The organism is Duganella sp. SG902, assembly GCF_013376005.1.
Taxonomy (GTDB): Bacteria; Pseudomonadota; Gammaproteobacteria; order Burkholderiales; family Burkholderiaceae_D; genus Rugamonas.
Genome location: NZ_JABMJK010000001.1, coordinates 183,023 through 206,827 on the forward strand (window position 1 = coordinate 183,023; position 23,805 = coordinate 206,827).

The 23,805-nt window shown below is 65.0% G+C and carries 23 protein-coding genes; 6 read left to right on the top strand and 17 right to left on the bottom strand.

Features of this window, described 5'->3' with window-relative positions; all coding sequences use genetic code 11:
• Window positions 1–2: 2 nt before the first annotated feature.
• Window positions 3–962: a PDR/VanB family oxidoreductase gene (locus tag FHW83_RS00745; protein WP_176644469.1), complete on the bottom strand. Its 960-nt coding sequence runs from the start codon at window positions 960–962 to the stop codon at window positions 3–5.
• Window positions 959–1,990 (bottom strand): aromatic ring-hydroxylating dioxygenase subunit alpha, encoded by a 1,032-nt coding sequence (locus FHW83_RS00750; protein WP_176644470.1) that lies wholly within the window; start codon window positions 1,988–1,990, stop codon window positions 959–961. The genes FHW83_RS00745 and FHW83_RS00750 overlap by 4 nt, the downstream gene beginning before the upstream one ends.
• Before the next feature lie 99 nt (window positions 1,991–2,089).
• Here FHW83_RS00750 and FHW83_RS00755 point away from each other — a divergent pair, with 99 nt between their 5' ends.
• The 3 genes from FHW83_RS00755 to FHW83_RS00765 are packed head-to-tail and all read left to right on the top strand — an operon-like array spanning window position 2,090 to window position 3,547.
• Window positions 2,090–2,572, top strand: coding sequence for a MarR family winged helix-turn-helix transcriptional regulator (locus FHW83_RS00755; RefSeq protein WP_176644471.1), 483 nt, complete (start codon window positions 2,090–2,092; stop codon window positions 2,570–2,572).
• A 55-nt stretch (window positions 2,573–2,627) separates the two neighbouring features.
• Entirely contained in the window at window positions 2,628–3,083 is a 456-nt protein-coding gene (locus FHW83_RS00760; protein WP_176644472.1) for a cache domain-containing protein, read from the top strand.
• Between the two features lie 14 nt (window positions 3,084–3,097).
• Entirely contained in the window at window positions 3,098–3,547 is a 450-nt protein-coding gene (locus FHW83_RS00765; RefSeq protein WP_176644473.1) for a cache domain-containing protein, read from the top strand.
• 94 nt (window positions 3,548–3,641) lie between these two features.
• Here FHW83_RS00765 and FHW83_RS00770 read toward each other — a convergent pair whose 3' ends face one another.
• The 7 genes from FHW83_RS00770 to FHW83_RS00800 are packed head-to-tail and all read right to left on the bottom strand — an operon-like array spanning window position 3,642 to window position 9,564.
• Entirely contained in the window at window positions 3,642–4,343 is a 702-nt protein-coding gene (locus FHW83_RS00770) for an ABC transporter ATP-binding protein (protein WP_176644474.1), read from the bottom strand.
• Window positions 4,336–5,094, bottom strand: a complete 759-nt coding sequence (locus FHW83_RS00775; protein ID WP_176644475.1) for an ABC transporter ATP-binding protein — start codon at window positions 5,092–5,094, stop codon at window positions 4,336–4,338. The genes FHW83_RS00770 and FHW83_RS00775 overlap by 8 nt, the downstream gene beginning before the upstream one ends.
• Window positions 5,091–6,122 carry a branched-chain amino acid ABC transporter permease gene (locus FHW83_RS00780; RefSeq protein WP_176644476.1) on the bottom strand — a complete coding sequence of 344 codons (1,032 nt, stop codon included), beginning with the start codon at window positions 6,120–6,122 and terminating at the stop codon, window positions 5,091–5,093. Before FHW83_RS00780 ends, FHW83_RS00775 begins: the two co-directional genes overlap by 4 nt.
• Window positions 6,119–6,985: a branched-chain amino acid ABC transporter permease gene (locus FHW83_RS00785; protein WP_176644477.1), complete on the bottom strand. Its 867-nt coding sequence runs from the start codon at window positions 6,983–6,985 to the stop codon at window positions 6,119–6,121. The genes FHW83_RS00780 and FHW83_RS00785 overlap by 4 nt, the downstream gene beginning before the upstream one ends.
• Window positions 6,986–7,044: 59 nt before the next feature.
• On the bottom strand, window positions 7,045–8,247 hold the full coding sequence (gene pcaF / locus FHW83_RS00790; protein WP_176644478.1) for a 3-oxoadipyl-CoA thiolase: 1,203 nt from the start codon (window positions 8,245–8,247) through the stop codon (window positions 7,045–7,047).
• A 1-nt stretch (window position 8,248) separates the two neighbouring features.
• On the bottom strand, window positions 8,249–8,902 hold the full coding sequence (locus FHW83_RS00795; protein WP_176644479.1) for a CoA transferase subunit B: 654 nt from the start codon (window positions 8,900–8,902) through the stop codon (window positions 8,249–8,251).
• Entirely contained in the window at window positions 8,899–9,564 is a 666-nt protein-coding gene (locus FHW83_RS00800; protein ID WP_176644480.1) for a 3-oxoacid CoA-transferase subunit A, read from the bottom strand. The genes FHW83_RS00795 and FHW83_RS00800 overlap by 4 nt, the downstream gene beginning before the upstream one ends.
• A gap of 133 nt (window positions 9,565–9,697) precedes the next feature.
• On the opposite strand from FHW83_RS00800, the gene FHW83_RS00805 reads away from it, so the two are divergent.
• Window positions 9,698–10,525, top strand: coding sequence for an IclR family transcriptional regulator C-terminal domain-containing protein (locus tag FHW83_RS00805; protein ID WP_176644481.1), 828 nt, complete (start codon window positions 9,698–9,700; stop codon window positions 10,523–10,525).
• 37 nt (window positions 10,526–10,562) lie between these two features.
• Here FHW83_RS00805 and FHW83_RS00810 read toward each other — a convergent pair whose 3' ends face one another.
• Complete coding sequence (locus FHW83_RS00810; RefSeq protein ID WP_176644482.1) at window positions 10,563–11,654, bottom strand: porin; 1,092 nt, start codon at window positions 11,652–11,654, stop codon at window positions 10,563–10,565.
• A 130-nt stretch (window positions 11,655–11,784) separates the two neighbouring features.
• On the opposite strand from FHW83_RS00810, the gene FHW83_RS00815 reads away from it, so the two are divergent.
• Together FHW83_RS00815 and FHW83_RS00820 are read left to right on the top strand one after the other, a co-directional pair.
• Entirely contained in the window at window positions 11,785–12,960 is a 1,176-nt protein-coding gene (locus tag FHW83_RS00815) for an ABC transporter substrate-binding protein (RefSeq protein WP_176644483.1), read from the top strand.
• Between the two features lie 62 nt (window positions 12,961–13,022).
• Entirely contained in the window at window positions 13,023–13,229 is a 207-nt protein-coding gene (locus FHW83_RS00820; RefSeq protein WP_176644484.1) for a hypothetical protein, read from the top strand.
• On the opposite strand, the gene FHW83_RS00825 is transcribed toward FHW83_RS00820, so the two are convergent.
• The 7 genes from FHW83_RS00825 to FHW83_RS00855 all read right to left on the bottom strand — a co-directional run bounded on the left by FHW83_RS00825 (window position 13,226) and on the right by FHW83_RS00855 (window position 23,789).
• Entirely contained in the window at window positions 13,226–13,969 is a 744-nt protein-coding gene (locus tag FHW83_RS00825; protein ID WP_176644485.1) for a Crp/Fnr family transcriptional regulator, read from the bottom strand. The two genes, FHW83_RS00820 and FHW83_RS00825, sit on opposite strands and share 4 nt — an antisense overlap.
• Window positions 13,970–14,080: 111 nt before the next feature.
• On the bottom strand, window positions 14,081–15,052 hold the full coding sequence (locus FHW83_RS00830) for a hypothetical protein (RefSeq protein ID WP_176644486.1): 972 nt from the start codon (window positions 15,050–15,052) through the stop codon (window positions 14,081–14,083).
• Between the two features lie 69 nt (window positions 15,053–15,121).
• A complete protein-coding gene (locus tag FHW83_RS00835; RefSeq protein WP_176644487.1) occupies window positions 15,122–15,367 on the bottom strand; it encodes a hypothetical protein in 246 nt (81 codons plus the stop codon).
• A gap of 92 nt (window positions 15,368–15,459) precedes the next feature.
• Window positions 15,460–16,332 carry an alpha/beta hydrolase gene (locus FHW83_RS00840; RefSeq protein WP_176644488.1) on the bottom strand — a complete coding sequence of 291 codons (873 nt, stop codon included), beginning with the start codon at window positions 16,330–16,332 and terminating at the stop codon, window positions 15,460–15,462.
• Window positions 16,322–19,423 (bottom strand): glycosyl hydrolase family 28-related protein, encoded by a 3,102-nt coding sequence (locus FHW83_RS00845; protein ID WP_176644489.1) that lies wholly within the window; start codon window positions 19,421–19,423, stop codon window positions 16,322–16,324. The genes FHW83_RS00840 and FHW83_RS00845 overlap by 11 nt, the downstream gene beginning before the upstream one ends.
• A 4-nt stretch (window positions 19,424–19,427) precedes the next feature.
• Complete coding sequence (locus FHW83_RS00850; protein ID WP_176644490.1) at window positions 19,428–20,795, bottom strand: gluconate:H+ symporter; 1,368 nt, start codon at window positions 20,793–20,795, stop codon at window positions 19,428–19,430.
• Between the two features lie 3 nt (window positions 20,796–20,798).
• Window positions 20,799–23,789 (bottom strand): TonB-dependent siderophore receptor, encoded by a 2,991-nt coding sequence (locus FHW83_RS00855; protein ID WP_229223961.1) that lies wholly within the window; start codon window positions 23,787–23,789, stop codon window positions 20,799–20,801.
• Between the last annotated feature and the right edge of the window lie 16 nt (window positions 23,790–23,805).

Genomic DNA, 23,805 nt, shown 5'->3' on the forward strand with positions numbered 1-23,805 from the left:
TTTTATAAATCCAGCAGCAGGGTGGCGCTCCTGGAACGCGAACAGCAAGGGGTAAACTGGTCGTTGGCGGCCTGCTCTTCCTCGGTGAGATACAGGTCGCGGTGGTCCGGCACGCCGTCCAGCACGCGCGTGAGGCAAGTGCCGCACACACCCTGCTCGCAGGATGCGGGCACGAACACGCCGGCGTCGGACAGCACCTGCAGCACGGTGCGGCCGACGGGAACGGTGTAGCACGCGCCGTTCGACGCCAGCTTGACGTCGAACGGCTGGTCGCCCTCCACCGGCGCGCCGGCGGCATCGGCGCCGAAATATTCAAGGTGCAGCTGGTTCTCGGGCCAGCCCAGCGCAGCGGCGCTGGCCTTGACGTAGCTGATGAAGCCCGCCGGCCCGCAGAAGTAGATATGGGTGCCGCGCTCCAGCCCCGCCAGCAGCGCCGGCAGGTCCAGCGGCCGCGCGCTGTCGTGATGGAAGCGCACCTGCGCGGCGTAGGGTGCGTTCAGGATGCGGTCGCGGAAGGCGGTGCGCTCGGGGGAGCGGGTGCAATAATGCATCTCGAACGGCGCCCCCTGCGCCGACAAGGTCTCCGCCATCGCCAGCAGCGGCGTGACGCCGATGCCGCCGGCCAGCAGCAGGCTGCGTGGCGCATCCACCAGCGGAAAGTGGTTGCGCGGCGCGCTGATGGTCAGTTTCGCGCCGGCCTGGATCTGATCGTGCATGGCCCGCGAACCGCCGCGCGAGGAAGGATCGCGCAGCACGCCGATCACGTAGCGGTGGCGCTCATGTGGCGGATTGCACAGCGAGTACTGGCGCACGATGCCGGGCGCCACGTGCACGTCGATGTGCGCGCCCGCCGTGAAAGCTGGAAGCTGCGCACCGTCCACGCTCACCAGCTCATAGCTGCAGATGTCCTCAGCCTCGTTGGCGCGGCGCTCCACGCGCACTTCCAGCAGTTCGGTGCTCATGCCGTCTTCTCCTGCTCCAGCCATTGGTCAAGGATGCGGCGCGACTGCACGCCGCCGGCGTCGATGTTCAGCATCAGCAGCTTGCGCTCCGGGTGGCGCAGGATGTTCTGCTGCTGCTGTTCCAGCATCTCGCGGTCTTCAGCGAAGATCTTACCCTGTCCTTCACGGATGGTGGCGGTCAGTTCCTTGTCTTCCGGCTTGAAGTTGCGCGCCATGCCCCAGAAGTACCAGTGCGAGGTCTCCGTTTCCGGCGTGATGAAGTCCACCACGATGCTGGAAGCCTTGTGTTCCGGCGCGGCGTCGTAGCCGCCCTTGCCCGCGTGCGCCACGCCGACTTCAATCATCACATGGCTGGGCGGCGAGAAGCGGCAGATCTGCCAGCGGTCGACCGGCACGTCGTCCGCCAGGCCGTTGCCGCGCAGGGCCGCGCGCCAGAACGGCGGCGCCATGATGTTTTCCATGTAGCGGCTGGTGATGACCTGCTCGCCCTCGACCCGCGTGTTCACCGGCGCCTCGTCGATCTCCTTCTGGCCGATGCTGGACGCGTGCACATAGGTCTCGTGCGTCAGGTCCATCAGGTTGTCGATCATCAGGCGGTACTCGCAGTTGATGTGATACAGGCCGCCGCCATAGGCCCACTCGGGATTGTCGGCCCATTCCAGGTGATGGATCAGCGCCGGATCGGCCTTCTCCTTGTCGCCGGTCCAGACCCAGATGAAGCCATAGCGCTCCTCCACCGGGTAGCTGCGGATGCACGGGAAGCCGCGCACGCGCTGCCCCGGCATGCTGACCACCTTGCCGTCGCAGCCCATCTCCAGCCCGTGGTAGCCGCACACCAGCTGCCCTTCGCGCACAAAGCCCAGCGACAGCGGCGCGCCGCGATGCGGGCAGAAATCCTCCACCGCGGCCACCTTCCCTTCCGCGCCGCGATAGAACACGATCTTCTCGCCGCAGATGGTGCGGCCCAGCGGCTTGCCGTCGATTTCGTCCGGCGTGCAGGCCACATACCAGGTATTTTTCGGGAACATTCTGTCTCCTTGTGCTTTAATATTCAGTACACTGAATGTAGTACAGTACAGGCGCGAAGTAAACCACTTTAAATGCGGCACCGCACAACCGAGAACCCCATGCCAGAAACCGAAAGCCAATTAATCAACCTGTATGAACATCCGGGCCACTTGCTGCGCCGCGCGCAGCAAATCTCGGTGTCGATTTTTTACGACGAAATGGGCACCGAGCTGACGCCGGTGCAGTACGCGATGCTGCGCAACCTGGCGGCGCAGCCGGGCATCGACCAGGTGTCGCTGGCTGCCGCCACCGGCATCGATACCTCGACCGGCGCCACCGTGTGCGCGCGCCTGGAGGAGAAAGGCCTGTTGGAGCGCAAGGTGATACCGACCAACCGCCGTCAGCGCGCGCTGACCATCACCGCCGAGGGCGAGCAGCTGCTGGAGGCCTTGATCCCCGGCTCGCAGCGTCTGCGCCGGCGCATCCTCGCGCCGCTGACCGGCCCGGAACAATTGCAATTCATGGAACTGTTGACCAAGCTGGTACAAGAAAACAACGAACAAAGCCGCGCACCGCTCGCGCCGCGCGACACAGTGCGCTAGCATAGGTCTTGCCGGAACACCGGCGTGCTGGCCACATAAAACACAGGAGACCATAATGAAATTCACCCAGTTGACCGCTGCCGTTGCGCTGGTGGCGATGTCTGGTGCATACGCCCAGGAAGCCGAACGTGCCGCAGCCATGGCGCTTGCGGACAAGGCGGTTGCCAATATTCAGAAGAAGGGCGTGGAAGAAGCCTGCAAGGACTTTGTCGATCCCAAGGCGGGCTATATCCAGGGCGACGTATATGTCGTGGTGCAGGACATGCAATGCAAGATGGTCTGCCACGCCACCATCCCGCGCATGAACGGCAAGGACATGATCGAGCTGAAAGACGCCAACGGCAAGTACTTCACCAAGGACATGCGCGCCGTGGCCATGTCGGGCAAGCCTGGGTGGGTTGATTATGTGTGGCCGAATCCAACCTCGAAAGTGTTGGAGCCCAAGTCGGCGTATGTCCGCAAGGCGGATGACAAGTACATGGTAAGCGTTGGCATCTACACCAAAAAATAAATCAGGGGGATATCATGAAACTCAGTCATTTGACCGCCGCCCTTGTGCTGGCTGCCGCCCTGCCTGCGTTTGCGCAGGACAAACAGGAAGCCATCGCGCTGGTCGACAAGGCGGTGGCCAACATCCAGAAAAAAAGTATCGAAGACGCGTGCAAGGATTTCGCCGATCCGAAAGGCGGCTATATCCAGGGCGAGCTGTACGTGTTCGTGTACGAGGCGAACGGCTTCATGAAATGCCATGCCACGAATTCCAAGCTGAACAACAAGGACATGAACCAGCTGCGCGACGCCAACGGCAAATACTTCTCGAAAGAGATGCGCGACCTGGCCATGTCGGGCAAGACCGGCTGGGTGGATTATGTGTGGGTCAATCCAGTGAGCAAAGAGCTGGAGCCGAAGTCCTCCTACGTGAAAAAGGTGAACGACAAATATTTCGTTGGCGTGGGCATCTACACCAAGAAGTAAGCCACGTCGTTCCGGCGAAGGCCGGAACCCATGGAACATATGCGCTGTGTTATCGCATACGTTCTATGGGCCCCGGCCTTCGCCGGGGCGACGTTCAGGCGACAGCGACCAGTTTATCGAGCTTATCGCCGTCCGCCAGCAAGCTGGCGCTGTCCGAGTCGTGCACGATGCGGCCGCGATCCAGCACGATGGCGCGCTGCGTCAGCGACAGCGCCAGGCGCGCATGCTGCTCCACCACGATCACCGACATCCCCTCCTCCTGCACCAGCTTGCGAATCACGCGCACCAGCTCCTGCACGATGATCGGCGCCAGGCCCTCCATCGGCTCGTCCAGCAGCAGGATGCGCGGATTGGTCATCAGCGCGCGCGCGATCGCCACCATCTGCTGCTCGCCGCCCGACAACTGATTGCCCATGTTGTTGCGGCGCTCGAACAGGCGCGGGAAGAGCTGATAGATCTTCTGCAGATTCCACGGCCCGGGACGCGCCACCACCGTCAAGTGCTCCTCCACCGTCAACGATGGGAACATATGGCGCTCCTGCGGCACCCATCCCAGCCCCGCGCGCGAACGTTTGTGAGTCGACACCCGCGAGATGTCGCCGCCGGCCCAGCGGATGCTGCCCTTGTGCAGGCGCGTGAGACCCATCAGCGTCACCAGCAAACTGGTTTTGCCAACACCGTTACGGCCCAGCAGCGCCAGCGAATCGCCTTCCTTCAGCGTGAGCGACACGTCTTCCAATACGATGGACTCGCCATATCCGGCGGTGACCTTATCCAACACCAGCAGCTCAGTCATGTTCCGACTCCCCCAGATAAACTTCCTTGACGCGCGGGTCGGCGGCGATTTCCGCCGGCGTGCCCTCGGTCAGCACCTTGCCGCCCACCAGCACCGTGATGCGGTCGGCGAAGCGGAACACCAGTCCCATATCGTGTTCGATGAACAGCACCGTCACATCGCGCGGCAGCTGCGCCAGCACTTCGAACAGCTCCTTGCTCTCGGCCTGCGGGATGCCGGCCGCCGGCTCGTCCAGCAGCAGAATGCGCGGCTTGGTCGCCAGCGCCAGCGCGATCTCCACCAAACGCTGCTTACCGTAAGCCATGCTGCGCGTGATGCTGTTGGCCTGGTCGCTCAACTTCAATGTGGCCAGCAGCTCCATCGCTTCCGAGATCACTTCCGGATGATTGGCCACCGTCTTCCACCACACGTTCTGCAGACCGCGTCGCTCGCTGATGGCCAGAGCCACCGATTCCAGCACCGTCATGCCGGCGAACAGGGTGTTGAGCTGGAAGGTGCGCGTCATGCCGCAGTGGACGCGCTCATGCTGCGGCAGATGCGTGATGTCGTCCCCGCCCAGATACACCTTGCCGCTGCTTGGGCTGAAGGCGCCGGTCAGCAGGTTGATGAAGGTGGTCTTGCCGGCGCCGTTAGGGCCGATCAGCGCGTGGCGCGCGCCCGGCTCGAAGGTCAGCGACACGTCGCTGTTGGCGACGAAGGCGCCCCACTTCTTGCTCAGGCCTTCGGTACGTAAAGTGATATCGCGGCTCATGGCTGCTCCTTGCGTTGAGGTTTCACCAGTTGCAGCAGGCGTTCCAGGCCACCGAGGATGCCGCCGCGCGCGAACAGCACGATCAGCACCAGCAGCAGGCCGATATAGAACTGCCAGTAAGTCGGATTCAGGCCGGCGATGTAATCCTGCGCCAGCATGAACACCGCCGCGCCAACCAGCGCGCCGTACAGGCGGCCGGTACCGCCCAGCACCAGCATGATCACCAGTTCGGCGGAACGCGGGAAGCCCAGCGAATCGAGGCCGACGAACTGCGTGGTCTGCGCCAGCAGCGCGCCGGCCAGGCCGGCGATCACCGCGCCCAGTGTGAACACGGCCACCAGGCGGCGATTCACGTTCACACCCAGCGACGGCATGCGGCGCACGCCTTCGCGGATGCCGATCAGGCTCAAACCGAACGGCGACTTCACCACGCGGCGCAGCACCGCGAACACGATGAACAGCACGGCAAAGCTGTACCAGAAGGCGACGTTGCCGTTCAGGTCAAACTCGAAGGTGCCGAACAGTTTACCGACCATCATGCCGGACAGGCCGTCCACGCCGCCGGTGATGAAGGCGGCCTTGTTGGCCGCTTCGAACAGCATCAGGCCTATGCCCAGCGTGACCATCAAACGGGTCAGGTCCTGGCCACGCACCACCAGGAAGGCGGTCAGCAAACCGGCCACGCCGGCCACCACGCCGCCGGCCAGCAGGCCGCTCAGCGGTTCGCCCCAGCCATGCACCGACAGCAGGCCGGCGGTGTAGGCGCCCAGCCCGAAGAAGGCGGCGTGGCCCAGCGAGACGATGCCCGCGTAGCCGAGGATCAGGTCGAGCGACACCGCGAACAGGCCGACGATCATGATCTGGCTGATCAGCACCAGATAGCCGGGGAAGGCGAAGTACGCCGCGATCGGCAACAGCCAGAAGACGATTTCCAGTGGCTGCCAACGGTCGTTGGGCAGCTTGGGCGCGGGAAGGATGCGGGCAGCTTGGGACACGGTCTTGGTCTCCGTTTCAACAAAGGCGTTCATGCTTTCCTCCGCATCAAGCCAGCGGGGAACAGGATCAGCAGCACCACCATCAGCGCGTAGATCACGAAGGCGCCGATCTCCGGCACATAGTATTTACCGGCGACGTCGAACACGCCGAGGATCGCGGCCGCCAGCAGCGGCCCCTTGATGGTGCCGGCGCCGCCCACCGCCACCACCAGCAGGAAGTAGACCATGTACTTGACCGGGAAGGTCGGATCGAGGCCCAGCACGTCGATACCCAGGCCGCCGCCCAGGCCGGCCAGGCCGGAGCCCAGCGCGAAGGTCAGGCTGAACACCAGGCTGACGTTGATGCCCAGGCCAGCCGCCGCCGTTTGATTGTCCACCGAGGCGCGGATCTGCGCGCCGAAGCGGGTGCGCTCGATCAGCAGGCCCAGTGCGATGGTCACGATCACCACCACGCCGATCAGGAACAAGCGGTACGAACCAACGTCAAGACCCAGCAGCGACACCTGGCCGCGCAGCCAGTCCGGCAGCAGCACCGGCTGCTGCGTCGGGCCGTAGAAGTAAGTGGCGGCGGCCACCGACATGAAGGTCAGGCCGATCGAGAACAGCACCTGATCCAGGTGGCTGGCCTTGTACAGGCGGCGATACAGCAGGCGCTCCAGCACCAGCCCCACCAGCGCCGAGGCGATGAAGGCCAGCGGCAGCGAAGCCAGGAACGGCACGCCAAAGCGCGACAGCAGCGACACGCTCACATACCCGCCCAGCATCGCGAACGCGCCGTGGGCGAGGTTAATGAAGTTCATCATGCCCATCGTGACCGACAGGCCGACACTGATCAGGAACAGCAGACTGCCGTAGGCGATGCCGTCAAACAGCACGCCGGCGAAATTGGCTAGCATGACTGCCTCCCGCTTTGATTATATTTGTTCATATTGTCTCCACTACTCTTCTTTGCAACTTACACTTTTTCGATAATCATCGCAATTCCCTGCCCCACGCCGATACACATGGTGCACAACGCGTAACGGCCACCGCTGCGGTGCAGCTGGTAGGTCGCGGTGGTCACCAGGCGCGCGCCGCTCATGCCAAGCGGATGGCCCAGCGCGATCGCGCCGCCGTTCGGGTTGACGCGCGGGTCGTCATCCTTCAGGCCCAGTTCACGCAGCACGGCCAGCCCCTGCGCGGCGAATGCCTCGTTCAATTCGATCACATCCATCTGGTCCAGCGTCAGGCCGGTCTGGCGCAGCAGCTTTTGCACCGCAGGCACCGGGCCGATGCCCATCACGCGCGGCGCCACGCCGGCGGTGGCCATGCCGACGATGCGCGCCAGCGGCTTCAAGCCGTGCTGTTTCGCTGCCTCGCCGCTGGCGACCAGCACCGCGCAGGCGCCGTCGTTGATGCCGGAGGCGTTGCCGGCGGTGACCGTGCCTTCCGGGCGCACCACGCCTTTCAGCTTGGCCAGCGCCTCGGTGGTGGTGGCGCGCGGATGCTCGTCCTGCGCGAACACCACTGGATCGCCCTTCTTCACCGGCAGCGTCACCGGCACGATCTCCTGCTTGAATACACCGGCCTCGATGGCGGCGGCGGTCTTGCGCTGGCTGGCCAGCGCGAACGCGTCCTGGTCGGCGCGGCTGACGCCATAATCGGCGGCGACGTTTTCGGCCGTCTCCGGCATGGTCTCGGTGCCGTAGACTTCCTTCAACGCCTTGTTGACGAAGCGCCAGCCCATGGTGGTGTCTTCGATCTTGGCGCTGCGCGAAAAGGCGCTATCGGCCTTGCCCATGACGTAAGGCGCGCGCGTCATCGACTCCACGCCGCCGGCGATAATCAGGCTGGCGTCACCGGCCTGGATCGCGCGCGCGGCGGTGCCGATGGCGTCCATGCCCGAGCCGCACAGGCGGTTGATGGTGGTGCCGGGGACTTCCTGCGGCAGGCCGGCCAGCAGCAGCGACATGCGCGCCACGTTGCGGTTGTCCTCACCCGACTGGTTGGCGCAGCCGTAGAACACATCGTCCACCTGGTCCCACTGGACGCCGGGATTGCGTTCCTTCAGCGCGCGCAGCGGAATCGCGCCCAGATCGTCGGCGCGCACGTCCTTCAACGCGCCGCCGTAGCGGCCGATGGGGGTGCGGATGGCGTCACAGATAAATGCTTCGGTCATTTCATTGTCCTTTCAACAGCGGCGCGCCGGTGGCGGCCTGCAATTCCTCAAACGTCAGGCCGGGCGCCATTTCGCGCACGCGCAGGCCGTCGGCGGTGACGTCCAGCACCGCCATGTCGGTGTAGATGCGGTTGACGCACGCCACGCCGGTCAGCGGGTAGCTGCATTCAGCGACGATCTTACTCTCGCCGGTCTTGGTCTGGTGTTCCATCATGACGAACACCTGCTTGGCGCCCAGCGCCAGGTCCATGGCGCCGCCCACCGCCGGAATCGCGTCCGGCGCGCCGGTGTGCCAGTTGGCCAGGTCGCCCTTGCCCGACACCTGGAAGGCGCCCAGCACGCAAACGTCCAGGTGGCCGCCGCGCATCATGGCGAAGGAATCGGCGTGATGGAAGTAGGCGCCGCCGGTCAGCAGGGTCACCGGCTGCTTGCCGGCGTTGATAAGGTCATCGTCCTCCTCGCCCGGCGCCGGCGCGGGGCCCATGCCCAGCAAGCCGTTCTCCGAATGCAGGAAGACTTCGCGGTCGGTCGGCAGGTAGTTGGCGACCTTGGTCGGCAGGCCTATGCCGAGGTTGACGTAGGCGCCTTCCGGGATGTCCTGGGCGACGCGGGCAGCCATCTGGTCGCGGGTATAGCGCGCTGTTTGATTACTCATGCCGATTCCTTCACCACGCGTTGTACAAAAATGCCCGGCGTGACGATCACTTCCGGATCCAGTTCGCCCAGCGCCACCACATCCCGCACCTGGGCGATGGTGACCTTGGCGGCCATGGCCATGATGGGGCCGAAATTGCGCGCGGTCTTGCGGTACACCAGATTGCCCCAGCGGTCGCCGCGCAGGGCCTTGATCAGCGCGAAGTCGGCGTGGATCGGCGACTCCAGCACGTAGTGGCGGCCGTTGATCAGGCGCGTCTCCTTGCCCTCGGCCAGCAGCGTGCCGTAGCCGGTCGGGGTGAAGAAGCCGCCGATGCCGGCGCCGGCGGCGCGGATGCGCTCCGCCAGGTTGCCCTGCGGCGTCAGTTCCAGTTCGATTTCGCCGGCGCGGTACAGCGCGTCGAAGTGATGCGAATCGGTCTGGCGCGGGAACGAACAAATGATCTTGCGCACGCGCTTGGCCTTGAGCAGCGCGGCCAGGCCGGTCTCGCCGTTGCCGGCGTTGTTGTTGACGATGGTGAGTTCTTTCGCGCCCTGCGCGATCAGCGCATCGATCAGCGCCGACGGCATGCCGGCATTGCCGAAGCCGCCGATCATGACGGTGGCGCCGTCATGGATGTCCGCGACCGCCCGCTCCAGTGATTCAAAAGTTTTATCGATCATATCTGCTTTCCAGTGCATGTTGTGCGATAATCGAACTAATGATTGATTACCGCACACCCAGTGTAGAACTTGCGCCAGCCCCGGTCAAGAAAAAAACGCCAATTGAACCTGATGACTGCATTAAAATCACGCCATGTCTAAAGCCACCCCACTTACCGACGCGGACGACGACCGCGAGCCCACCATCGCCGAGCAGATCGACGCGATGACCGACCCCAGCTTCATGACCTCCCTGGCGCGCGGCCTGGCGGTGCTGCGCGCCTTCAGCGACGCGCGCAAGCCCCAGACCATCGCCAGCATCAGCCAGAAGACCGGCATCCCGCGCGCCGCCGTGCGCCGCTGCCTGCACACGCTGCGCGAGCTGGGCTACGTCGACGCGGAACTCAACAACTTCTCGCTGCGGCCCAAGGTGCTGACGCTCGGTTACTCCTACCTGTCGTCGACGCCGTTGACGGTGTCGGCCCAGCCCTACCTGAACAACATCAGCCGCGCGCTCAATGAATCGAGCTCGCTGGCGGTGCTGGAGGATGGCGAAATACTGTACGTGGCGCGCGCCGCGACCTCGCGCGTGATGTCGGTGGCGCTGAATACCGGCAGCCGCCTGCCCGCCTACTGCACCTCGCTGGGCCGGGTGATGCTGGCGCACCTGCCGCCGGACCAGCTGGACGCCTACCTGGAGCACACCCGCCTGCGGCCGATGACGGTCAACACCATCGTCAACCCGAAACGGCTGCGCGAAGTGCTGGCGGGCGTGCGCCGCGACGGCTACGCCATCAACGATGAGGAACTGGAACTGGGGCTGCGTTCGATCGCCGTGCCGGTGCGCGGCGCGTCCGGCACGGTGCTGGCGGCGCTGAACGTGGGCGCGCAGGCGGCGCGCGTCAGCGTGGATCAGCTGCAGCACGAGTTCCTGCCGGTGCTGCAACGCGGCGCGCAGGAGTTGGCGGTCCTGCTGCCATAAACGTCGTCCCGGCCTGCGCCGGAACGACGTGCAAGTATCAGAAGGTGTGGCGAATGCCCGCCATCACGCCATTCTGCGATTTGCCGGCGCCAACCGAACCGCCGGCATCCAGCGCCACCGCCGACAGGCCCGAGTTCTTCATGCGGCCCACGCCACCATACACGGCGGTGCGTTTCGAGAAGTAGTAGGTCGCGCGCGCGACCAGCATGGTGGCATCGTCGCCGCTGCGCTTCACATCCTTGCGCGCCCACTGCGCATCCAGCGTGGTGAACGGCGTCACCGGATAGCTCACGCCGAAGTAGTACAGATCCGACTCGGTCAGGCCGGTGGCCGCGCGCGTGGTGCGGTCGATGACGCCGCCGCCCAGCTTGGCCTCGCCCACCTTCACATAACCATTGGCGGTCACGCGCTTGTCGCTGTTATTGCTGCTGGTCAGACCGGCCGCCGCGCCGGTATTGCCGTACAAAATGTCATACGACATATTCAGGCCGTACGCGGCGGTCTCGTAACCGAACAGGCCGGTCACCTGGCGGCAGGCCTTGGCGTTGCCCGCCACCTCGCCCGGGCAGCCGGTGGCGGCCGGGCCGCCGGCGCTGGAGGCGTCGCGGCCGGTGCTGTAGGTGGCGCCGATCACGAAGTTGTTGAAGTTGCCGAAGTAGCCGATGGCGTTGTCGCTGCGCGCATTCGGCAGGTAAGGGTCGATGCTGCCGATGGCGAACAGGTTGGGGCCCATCACGTCCGACTTCAGACCGGAGATGTAAGTCATGTTGACCTGGCGGCCCAGGGTCACGGTGCCGAAGTCGCCCTTCAGGCCAATGGTGGCCTGGCGCCCGAACAGGCGGTTGCCCTGCCCCATGGTGCCGGTATCGACCGCCAGGCCGGCTTCCAGCGTGAAGATGGCCGACAGGCCGCCGCCCAGGTCTTCCGTGCCGCGGAAACCGATACGCGACGGGAACGAGCCGGTCAGCGACGGCATGCGGGTGACGCTGTCGCCGGCGGCGTTGACATTGGTGACGCGTTCGATGCCGGTATCGAGCAGGCCGTACACGGTTACGTTGGATTGGGCCATGGCGGCCGAGGCGCCGACGGTGCACAGCAGCGCTACGGCGCCACGAATGGTGTTTTTCATTCCTAGTCTCCTGTTGTTTTAATGATGTGCGATTATCGAACAATCGGTTGTTAATCGCACATAGATTGGATACTATGGTTGCCACGGTATATTGTCAATCACCGGACACAGAACAACACAGGAGACAGGCATGAAGATGAAAAAATTAGTGAAAATAGCGACACTTGCAGCATTCACCCTGGCCGCGACGCCGGCCGCGTGGGCGCTGGACACCATCAAGGTCGGGGTGATCGCAGCCTTCTCCGGTCCGTTCGCGGACTACGGCAAGCAAATGGAGGGCGGCATCAAGGCCTACATGGCCCAATACGGCGACACGGTCGCCGGCAAGAAAATCCAGATCATCGTCAAGGACACCACCGGCCCGGCGCCGGAAGTGGCCAAGCGCCTGGCGCAGGAGCTGGTGGTGCGCGACAAGGTCGACTTCCTGGCCGGCTTCGGGCTGACCCCGGAAGCGCTGGCCGTGGCGCCCATCGCCCAGCAGGCCAAGAAACCGATGATCATCATGAACGCGGCCACCTCGGTCATCACCACCAAGTCGGACTACGTGGCGCGCTTCTCGATGACGCTGCCGCAGATTTCCGCGCCCATGGCCACCTGGGCGGTGAAGAACAAGATCAAGAAAGTGGTCACGCTGGTGGCCGACTACGGCCCGGGCATCGACGCCGAGACGGCCTTCAAGAATGAGCTGGTCAAGGGTGGCGGCACGGTCACGGAGGCCATCCGCGTACCGCTGCGCAATCCGGAATTCGCGCCGTTCATCCAGCGCATCAAGGACGCCAAGCCGGACGCGGTGTTCATCTTCGTGCCGGCCGGCGAGCAAAGCATCGCCTTCATGAAGGGCTACCGCGAGCGCGGCCTGGCCGAGGCCGGTATCAAGGTGATCGCCACCGGCGACCTGACCGACGACCACGTGCTGCCGGCCATGGGCGACGCCACGCTGGGCGTGATCACCACCTTCCACTATTCGGCCGCCCACAAGTCGCCGGAGAACGCGGCCTTCCTGAAAAGCTTTGCCGCCACCAATCCGGACGGCGGCCGCCCCAACTTCATGGCGGTGGCGGCTTACGACGGCATGGCCGCCATCTATGAGGTGACGCGCAAGCTGAATGGCAAGATCGACGGCGACAAGGCGATGGAGATCCTCAAGACCATCAAGCTGAATAGCCCGCGCGGTCTGATCGCCATTGACCCGGCCACCCGCGACATCGTGCAGACGGTGTATGTGCGCAAGGTGGAAAAGGTCGGCAACGAGGTCTACAACGTGGAATTCGATCAGTTCGCCAACCAAAAGGACCCAGGCAAATAAAGCCTTCCTGTAGGTGAGACAGCGTACAGCCGCGGCAACGTGCGGCGGGCAGAATCACCTGCATGGATACGCAAACGACAAACCGCCCCCGCCGCAAATTCCACCCCGCCGCCTATGCGATGCACAGGCAGATGCTGGCGGTGCGGCGGACGATGGCGGCGGCTACGGTGGAGGAATCGCAGGCGGCGGCGCGCTGGGCGCAGGCGTGGTATCAGCTGGTGCAGCGCAAGCTGGATCAGCTCCAGCAAGCGCCGCGCTATCTGCATTAGGAGGGGGAATAGCAACCGCCGGCGCGGCGTTCCATGCCGTGGCGGTCGAGGATGATGACGGTGCCGCGGCGGTATTCGATCAAGCCCTCTTCCTGCAGCTTGCCGGCGCAGCAGGTAATCGATTCGCGCCGCACGCCCAGCATGTTGGCGATCATCTCCTGCGTTACTTTCAATTCATTGGACAGCGAACGGTCCAGGCGCTCCAGCAGCCAGCGGCACAGGCGCTGTTCGATGCTGCCGTGGCGCACGCCGGCCACGGTCTGCGCCAGCTGCGCGAACAAGGCGCTGGTGTGGCGCATCAGCTGCTGGGCCAGCGCGCCGCCGCTGAAGAAGGCCTGGCGCAGCACGGCGGACTTGATGCGGTAGCCATAGCCGGCGCTCTGCACCACGGCGCAGCAGTTGGCGCGCTCGTTCTCGTACATGGACACGCCGACCACGCCCTCGCGTCCCACCACGGCCACCTCGGCGGCGCCGCCATCCTCGGTGACGTACTGCAGCGAGACGATGGCGTTGGTCGGGAAGTAGGCGTATTCCATCATGTCGCCGGTATCGAACAGGTGCTTGCCGGCTTCCAGCGGCACCAGGTCGAGGTGGACGAACAAATCGAGCAGTTCTTCACGCGACAGCGCGCGCAGCAGTTCATTCTGTTGGGCGCCGGTCAGGCTGATGGCGGGCGCGGCGGTTTGCTGCATCGCGCGTGGGATGCTGGCGGAAACGGATGTCTGTTTGGCTGCGTACATATCGTGCCTCATCAATATGGGTATCGGATGAACAGCACTATATCGCCGCGATGCGTGGCCGATTATAGGAGCACATACAGGCCTTATGTAGGTTGGGAACATAGTAGTTTGTCAGCCTGATCCTACGCTCAACCATCGCGTCGCCAGCGTCATGCCACGCTCGTACAGGGGCAGGCGGACGCGTCCCGCGCGCGGCAGCGCCACTTTGGCGGCCGCCGCCCGGTCGGCCCGCAGCAGCAGGGCCGGCAGATTCAGGCCCGCGCGCTCGGCATACAGCACGGAGTTTCCAAATTGAGGACTGAACTTCAATATGAAATAGCTATCGCGCGCGGGATCGTAGCGCAGGTCGAGTTGGCCGGCGCCGCTGTAGCCGCATGCCGCGACCAGGCGCTCGACATACTCACGCACGCGCCGGCTGGGATAAAAGGTATGGCCGCGCCGCGTGTGGCGCAGCACCGCGCAGGCCGTCAGCCTGCCCCGCCATGCGAGGAAGGACGCCGCCACCTTCCAGCCCGCCACGCAGGATTGGGCCATCAGCGGAAAGCCGTCCGCCAACCGGCCGTGCGCAACGGCGCGCTCCAGCGCCGCGTGGTCGGCGTGCCGTTGGACGCTTGCTTCGCCGGCCGGCGGCATCGTCACGATGGGATACACCAGGGAATGCGCCAGCAACTGGCCGGCATCGGCCAGCAACTGGCTATCGGGAGCGGGAAGATCGAGGTCCCGCAGCTGGCGCGCGAGGCGCCATCGATCGGTCAGCGTGGCAAGATGCGCCAGGAGCGGGACGGCGCAGTCGGGCACGCGCTCCTGCGCCAGCAACTGTGCCGTGGGGCCATCGGCGGCGACCAGGGTTTCGATGCGCGCGCCGTCACACACGGCGCGCACCTGTGCCGGGCCGCCGCGCCACGGCAGGTATCGGCGGCAATCGGTGGTGCAGCGCATGGGGGACCACGCGGAACGGCCCAGAACCACGGGCGCATGGCCGGCGCGGCGCAGGCAGCGCGCCACCGACCATGTCAGCGTCGGCTCCGCGCCCACCACCAGCACGGCTGGAGAGGCAACACGCATGACGAATTCCTTGTCCAAAAACTCGTCAACAGCGTAACTGCCCAGTATGCGCGTTGTTAGATGTATGTCAAACGTGCGGGAGTTTCTTTATGGAATGAACTTGTTCATGCGCGAGCCCTCCTCGATCAGGCGCTCATCGCGCACCCGCAGGCGGCCGGGGTTGCGCCGGTGCTCCGGTTCGGAAATAACGCGCTTGATCACGCTTTCCAGCACACCCCGATGGCTGAGATATTCGGCCGCGCTCTCGGGGCCGACCTGGTCGGCCAGCGTGATGCCGGCCTCAACCACCTCGGACGATTGATAGTCCGGGCGGAAAGTTTGCGTGGTAGACATCGCTGCCTCCTGAATGGACAAAATCCAATTCTGGAATTCTACCGCAGTGATCGCCGTGCGGTAACTCACTTAGTGGCAGCGGCGCAACTCTGCTACGGCGCCGGCACGCCTTGCGGAGGCAGGCCGTTACGCGGAATCAACCAGCCACCATCGCTGAGCCAGTCATGCAGGCGGTCCGGCCAGTGGGCGTCGGAAAGCCGTTCGGAGCGCTGGCCCATGTTGAAGGCGTGGTCGGTGTCGGCGTACAGGTGCAGCTCGGCCGACACGCCGGCCGCGACCAGCTGCTGATACAGGTTGAGCGCCGGCGGCATGCAGCATTTGTCGTTGGAGCCGGCCACGATGAAGGCCGGCGGCGCGTTCTGCGCCGCCCTGGCCGGCGAACCCAGCGGGCCGGGATAGACCAGCACCTGGAAATCCGGCCGCGCGCTCAGCTTGTCGATGGCGTCCTGCCTGGCCGGCGGCGGCGGCTCCGGGTTGTCGGCCACCAGCGAGACCAGCTCGCCACCGGCCGAGAAGCCCATGACGCCGACCCGCTGCGGATCGACGTTGTACTCGGCCGCATGCGCGCGCACCCAGCGCACGGCGCGGCGCAGGTCGGCGGCGGCGTCGTTTTCGATCGAGTAGCCGGAACCCTGATCGCGCGCGAGCCGGTACTTCAACACAAAGGCCGTCACGCCGACGCGGTTGAGCGACCTGGCCGCGACCATGCCCTCGTTCTGGAACACCAGCATGCGGTGGCCGCCGCCAGGCACGATCACCACCGCCGCGCCGTTGGCGTGGCGCGGATTGGCGCGCGCCACCGTCAGCGAGGGATCATGGATATTGCTGACGTAGGTGTTGTCCACCTTCTCCGGCTCGTTGTGGCGTTTTTCCGCGCCCGGCGCGCCGTTGGGCCAGAGTTGCAGCTGCTGCGCGCCGGCGTGCGCGCACAAGGCCATCAAGAGGCAGGCGAGTTTATTGCGCATCGAAGCCTCCCGCCGCGTACAGCGAATGGTGGGTCAGGATAAACAGGGTGCGCTTGTCGGCGCCGCCGAAGATCAGCTGCAGCGGGCGCTCCGGCACGTCGATGCGGCCGATCTCCTTGCCGTCCGGCGCGTAGACGAACACCTGGCCGTTGGCCACATAGACATTGCCCTTGCCATCCACCGCCGCGCTCTCGCCGCCGCGATTGGCCGCCAACTTGAGGTCCGTGATGGCGCCGCCGGCGCCGATCACGCCGCTGAAGGTGCGGTTCTCGGAACCGTTGGTGAACACCACGCGGCCGTTGGCGCCGGCCGAGACCAGGCCGTGCGTGTCCAGCGTGTCGGAGAAGCGGTAGCCGAGATGGTCGTTCGGCCCCTGCTTGAACACGCGGTAGGCCGGCAGCACCAGGCTGCCGTCGGGGGAGACGTACTCGCGCTTCTTCGGCAGCGCCACGTCGCGGGCGAACATCTCGGCCAGCGTGGTGAACTCGTAGGTGTCGAAGTTAAGCTGATCGCGGAACTCGCCGTTCTGCCAGAAATTGACCGGCACCACCACACGGGCATTGGCGTTGGCCTTGGCCGCCGTCGGCTTGATGATGGTGATCGGTCCCGCAGGCTGCTCCGGATTGAAGGAATACACCGTGCCTTCAGGCCCGAAGGAGGACACCACCATGATGGCGCCGCTCTTGTCGATGGCGAGGTTGACCGGATCCAGCGGCGCGTCGCGCACCACCGCTAGGCCGCCCTCTTTCGACCAGCTGTAAATGCGGTTGAAACGGCGGTCGACAAAATACAGCTTGCCCTTGGCATCCACCGCGGCGCCGGCGATCGAATAGAAATCGCCTTCCAGCTTCTCCACCCTCGCCGCCGCGAACGGGCCGGCCGGCGCCGGCACCGGCGCGGTGGTCGCGAAGATGGCGGCCGCCGGGCCGGTCGCCGGGCGGGCGGCGCCGGCGGCATTGGCTGCGGTGGCCGGGCCGATGTCCAACACCGCGAACTCGTGCTCGCGCACTTCCTGTTTGTGGGTCAGGTCCTGCAGCGTGTTCTCGAACGGGTACTTGCTGGCGCGCAGATAGGTGTCGCAGCCGTTGTCGTCGCAGGTGGCGTAGCCGCTTTCCGCGTTGACGTGCACGTTGCGGAAGCGGATATCGCCCGAGTTGGTCATCTTCACCGCCGACACGGCGGGCTTGATCGAACGGGTGACGCGGTAGGCGTGGTAGTTGGCGAAGGTGATGTTGCGCGAGTTGCGGATCTCCAGCGACACCGCGTCCATCCCGTCGCGCACCTCCTGCTCCGTTTGCGGCGCGAGGAACTCCCAGTTCTCCACGTTATCCAACACGATCTCGGCGCGAATGTGGTGCTCGGCCGAGAGCTCATACACCTTGCCCGGCGTTTTGGTATTCGAAACGTAGAAACCCGCCTGCGCGAAAGTGCTCGGCGACCAGCACGCGATAAACGTGCCGCCGCCGCCATCGGTCACCCAGATGCTTGGGTATTGGCGGTCCCAGTGCGCGGTGGGATCGAAATTGGCCGACTTCTGGTACGGATCGCGGCGTTTGCCGTCGTAAAGGCGCGTGCCGTGGCCGCCCTGGATGCGGATGTCATCCACCAGCGACTCGGCGCCGGCCTTCCACAGCAGCGCCGTGGCGCGCGGATTGACTTCGCCGGTGGCCAGGCCGAAACCGGTGACGATGGCGTCGCCGCCCTTGGCGCTTTCCAGCAGCGCCTTCGGACCGTCCGCGCCGGCGTAGGCGGCCGCGCCATTCGGCAGCACCAGCTGCGTCACGCCCGGGTGCAGGCCGATCAGCACCGTGTCCGGCTTGAGGCGGATGGTGTCCTGCACCATGTAGAAGCCTTGCGGCAGATAGACCACGCGGCTGCTGTCGATGGCCTTCTGGATAGCGGCCGTGTCGTCGGTCACGCCGTCGCCCACCGCGCCGTAGTTGCGCACACTAGCCCACTGCTTTGTGGCGGGCAGCGTGCGCATCACCGGCGCGCGCGGCGCCGGCAAGGCCTTCAACGCCGCGCCCTTGACGTTGGTGGCGAACTTGCCCACGCTGCCGAGGCCCGGCAGCATCAGGCCGTAATTGAATTCGCTGATCTGGTAAGTCGGCCCGTAGCCGGCCACGGTCTTGCCGCTGTCGCGGAAGCGCGCGAACACCGGCGTGTTCTTCGCCACCGCGTTGTCAAAGCCGACCTGAGTGTAGACGTTGTCCTCGTTGCTGATGACGACAGCCGCCTTGGAGACATTCTCAAAGCGCACGTCCTTGCCCCACAACCAGTCGCCATAGCCACGGCTGATCTCAATCCCCACCGGCGTGTTGCGGATGGTGGTGTTGACCAGCGTGAGGCCGGCCTCGTGGCCGCGTATCGCCGCCTCGCGCTGACCTTCGAAGGTGGAGTCCATCAGCGTGTACTGCCAGGCGGGCGAAGTCTTCTCGGTCAGGATGCCGTACCGGCCGCCGTAGAACTTCAGGTCGAAGCTCTCGTTGCCGACCATGTACACGCCCGCCAGGCCGGAACCGATGTGGAAGTCCATGTGGCTCAGGTAGGAGTGCTGCGCCGTGCGCAGGCGCACCGCGGCGGCGGCCGGATTGCCATCGCCTATCTCGAAGTCGACGTTGCTCATCGCCGAATAGAACGTCGACGAATTCGCGTCGCGCACGTTTTCGCTGTACGGCACCGCGCTCTTGACCGGGACCGGCACCTTGCCGACCGTGTACTGGTCGCCGCCGGTGAACACCACCATGTTGGCGACGCCTTTCTGGAAGCCCGGCGTGTTCGCGCCCAGCAGCAGCACCGGCCGCGTCGGGCCCACGCCGTACAGGCGCACCGCCAGCGGCACCAGCAGCGAACGGCTGATGAGGTAACGGCCGGACGGCAGGAATACCACGCCGCCCTCGCCCTTGTTGGCGGCGGCGTTCAGCGCCTCCTGAATGGCGGCGGTGTCGTCGGCGCGGCCGTCGCCAACCGCCTTGACCTTGATCGCGCGCGGATCGTCCGGCATGGTCTGGTAGGCTGAAATCGACGCGGCCTGCACCAGCAGGGGCGCGGCAAATGCTGCCGCAACCAGCATATTCAAAATTGGTTTCATCTGTTTATCCTATAAAGGCAGAAAGAATCAATACGAAAACAAGTCCGAACACGCCGACCAAGGTCTCCATCAGCGTCCACGAACGGAAGGTGTCTTTCAAGGACAGCCCGAAATACTCCTTGAACATCCAGAAGCCGGAGTCGTTCACATGGCTGCACATCAAACTGCCGGCGCCGATCGCCAGCACCATCAAGCTCGGATCGATGCCCGAGCCCTGCACCACCGGCGCCACGATGCCAGCCGCCGTCAGCCCGGCCACGGTGGCGGAGCCGAGACAGATGCGGATCAGGGTCGCGACGATCCAGCCCAGCACCAGCGGCGGCACCGGCAAGGCACCGAGCTGCGTGCCCAGTTGCGCGCTGACGCCGGAATCCACCAGCACCTGTTTCAGCGCGCCGGCACCCGCGATCACCAGCAGGATGGGCGCGATGTCGCGCATGGCGTCCTGCGCGCCGGCCATCAGCACCGGCAGCTTCTGGCCGCGCGCCACGCCCAGCGTGAACACCGCCACCAGCAGGGCAAGCAGCATCACGATCATCGGATTGGCCAGGAAGGCCACCAGCGATTTCAGCGCCGGATCGGCGATCGGCAGCATGCTGGCGCCGGTGGCGGCGGCCAGCAGCCAGACCGGCAGCAGCGCCGTGGCGAAGCTGTTGAAAACGCCCGGCAGTTCGGCCTCGTCGCGCAGGCCGGCGCGGAACATCGGCGCCGGCTCGGCCTGGATGCGCTTGAGCGTCAGCGCGAACACCGGGCCGGCGATGATCAGCGTCGGCACCGCCACGATCAAACCGTAGAACAGCGTGCGGCCCATATCGGCGTGGAACTGCGCCACCAGCGCGGTCGGCGATGGATGCGGCGGCAGGAAGCCGTGCGCGATCGACAGCCCGGCCAGCAGCGGAATCGCCAGCGCCACCGCCGGCCGGCCGCTCTGATACACCAGCGAGAACACCAGCGGCACCAGCAACACGAAGCCGACGTTGTAGTAAAGCGGAATGCCGGCCACGAAGCCGGTCAGCGTCAGCGCCACCGGCATGCGCGCGGAACCGAACACGCCGATCAGGTAACTGGCGATGCGCTGCGCCGCGCCGCTGTCGGCGATCAGCTTGCCGAACACCGCGCCGAGACAGACAATCACGATCAGCGACCCAAGCAGGTCGCCGATGCCCTTGTCGATGGACTTGGGGATGCTCTCCAGCGGCACGCCGAGCAGCAGCGCCGCGATCAGCGCCGCCGCCACGAACGCCAGCAGCGGCTGCACCTTGGCCCAGGCGATCAGCAGCGTGAGCGAACCGACCGCCAGTGCCACGGCAATCAGCGCCCACGCCGCAGGCGTCACTCCGAAGAGCGCCGCCAACGGAGTGGTGATAGTCATCGCTTAGAAGTTGTAGCGCAGGCCGACACGGTACACACGGCCGATCACATCGTACAGGGCCGGATTGATGCCGAAGCTCAGATTGGCCTGTGGCGCCGCAGCCGGATCGACGTTGCCGATGTTATCGATCTTGAAGAAGGCCGTGGCCTTGTCCGAGAACTTCCAGGTGCCGCCCAGGTCCACGTAGAAGGCGCCCTTCATGTGGTTGTTGTAGATGGTCGGATGGATCACGGTCGATACCGGGCAGTTGGTCTGGCACTCGATAAACTCGTTGCTGTACTTGCCGCTGCTGATCCAGCGCTCGCTCAGCGTCAGGCTGTATTTATCGGTATCCCACGACTGCGACAGCAGGCCTTTCCAGCGCGGCGTGCTGCCCAGGTTATTACCGGCGCCTTCCGACGGAATGGTGCCCACCACGCCCGGATCGGTCAGGAAGCTGATGTTACGGGTGACCAGGCCACGCACGGTGAAGCGGCCCGGCAGGTTCCAGTCCTTCAGGTTCAGGCGATACGAGGCTTCCAGGTCGTAGCCTTTGCTGTGCAGTGAAGCCAGATTGAAGGCTTGCACGGTCACGTAGTTATTGATCGGGATGGCGTTACCAAGCGACATGGCGCCGCAGATTTCCTTGTTACCGGCCACGCACAGATCCACTTCCTGCTGCGCGGTCAGCGACGAGATCACGCCATTGACCTTGATGTCGAAATAGTCGACCGAAGCGCTGAAGCCCGGCGCCCAGCTCGGACGATCCAGCACGATACCGAAGATGTTGTTACGGGCGATTTCAGGACGCAGCTTGGTGTTACCCACGGTGCGCTGCTGGATGGTGACGGTATTGCCCTGGTACTGCACCACGTTGTTCACCACCACGGCGGCCGCATACAGTTCGCTCAGGTTCGGCGCGCGCACGTCTTTCGAAGTGACCGCGCGGAAGCGCAGGCCGTCGATGCCGGTCTTCCAGTTGGCGCCCAGCTTCCAGCTTTCCACGTGGCCGGAGGTGCTGTACTTGGTGTGGCGGTCGGCGATGTTGACGTTGGCCTCGCCCCAGGTGGCCGATTTCAGCACCGGCACGTTCAACTCCAGGTAGGCCTCCTTCACGTTATAGGTGCCGGAAGCGTTGTGGTAGTTACCTGCGTACCAGTTGTTGCCCACGGTGGAGTTCAGGATCGGGTCGGCCGGATACTGCGCGGTGTTCGGGCTGTCCGGGAAAATGCCGTTGCCATATGGGTCGCCGTTGACACGGTACGACTCACGGCGCCACTCGGCGCCGGTCGCCACCGCGATCGGGCCGGCCCACGATTCGAACGCCTCGCCGTTGATGTTGAAGCTGCCGACGTCCTGCTGCTGGCGGGTGTGCTGCTGCGGGCCGTTCTCCGGCGCCACGTAGCCCCAGGCGGCGGCGCTGACCGGCACATTGCCGATGATGTTGAGCGGCACACAGCCCGAGGCGCGCGCCACCTCGTTGCGGCAGACGATGCTGCCGTCGGCCAGGCGCACCGCATCGATGGCGGCGTTGTAGCGGGCATTCAGCGTCATATCCTTGACGATGATGTCGGTGAAGTTAATGCCGCGTTCCACGTAAGCGTCATAAGTCCACTCTTTGCCGAAGGCCGGGAAGCGGCCGTTGGCGCCCAGCGTCAGGCGGCGCATCTCGCGGGTCGGATGAACGTTGATGTTCTCCGGGAAGATGGCGTTGGCCGTACCGTACTGGAAGCTGGTGATGTTATTCGCCGCGCACGCCGCCACGATCGAAGCTGGCAGATAAGGATTCGAGCACTGGATGGTCAGGTTGGCGTTCTTGGCCGCGCCCGGGTTGGGCGAAAACGCCGACTTCACGCGACCGAAGTTGGCGGTCATGTAGATCTCGTGATCCGGGTTGATGTCGAAGCCCACGCGGGTATAGCCCACCTGGCGGGTCAAGTCCATCGCCAGGTTGGTGCCGGCGCCGACGCTGCCGCTCAAATCACCGCCGATACAGAATGGATTGACGCAGCCGGTCACCGCGCCGGTGCCGGTCGGTACGCCATTCGAGCCATACTGGAACTGGTACGGCTGACCGTTGACGCCAAACGCCGTGCCTTGCAGCGGGCCGTTGGTAATCAGGCCGTACTTCGCGTACTGGTACTGCTGCGCGTGTTCGATCACGGTGTACTGCGGCTTGCCGTCGTTGGTCGCGCTCAGCGGACGGATCTGGTAGGCCGGGTTCTTGTACCAGGTACGGCCGTTGGGACCGACCTCGCCAAAGCCCGGCGACTCGATGCCCTTCTCGCGGCCATACTCCACGCTCGCCGTAACGTGCAGGCGGTCGTCCATGAACGCCTTGCCGAAGGCCGCCTGCACCGTGCCGTTCTTGTCGTCGTGATAGGTGGTCTGGCCGCCTTCGACGTTGAACTTGAAGCCTTCGAATTTCTTATCGGTGACGAAGTTGACCACGCCGCCGATGGCGTCCGAACCGTAGGAAGCGGACGCGCCGCCGGTCACCACGTCAACGCGCTTGACCAGCAGTTGGGGGAACTGGCTGACGTCCGTCACGCCGGTGACGTTGGCGCCGACCACGCGCTGGCCGTCCAGCAGCGTCAGCGTGCGGATCGGACCGAGGCCGCGCAAGCTCAGGGAGCTAAGGCCCTGGATACCGCTGCTGGTGCTGTTGGTACTGGTGGTGCGGCCGGTGCTGCCTTGCAGCGCGGGCAATTCGGCGATCGCGTTGAACAGGTTAGGCTTGGCGGTCTTGGCCAGGTCGTCTGCGCTCAGCATCGTGGTGGGCGTGGGCAGCGTGAAACCGCGCGCCGAGATGCGCGAGCCGGACACGGTCACCACGTTATCGACCTTGGCTTCAGGTTCGGTGGCGGCCGCCGGCGCGGCCTGGGCCTGATCGGCTTGCGCATCGGTGGCCGCGGCGGCTGCCTGCTGGGCGTGGGCCGCCGAGATGGCGATCCAGCTGCAGGCGCTGGCCACGGCCAGGCGCATGATGGTGTTACGGGTAGCGAGTGTAGTCATTGTCAGTCTCCGTCTA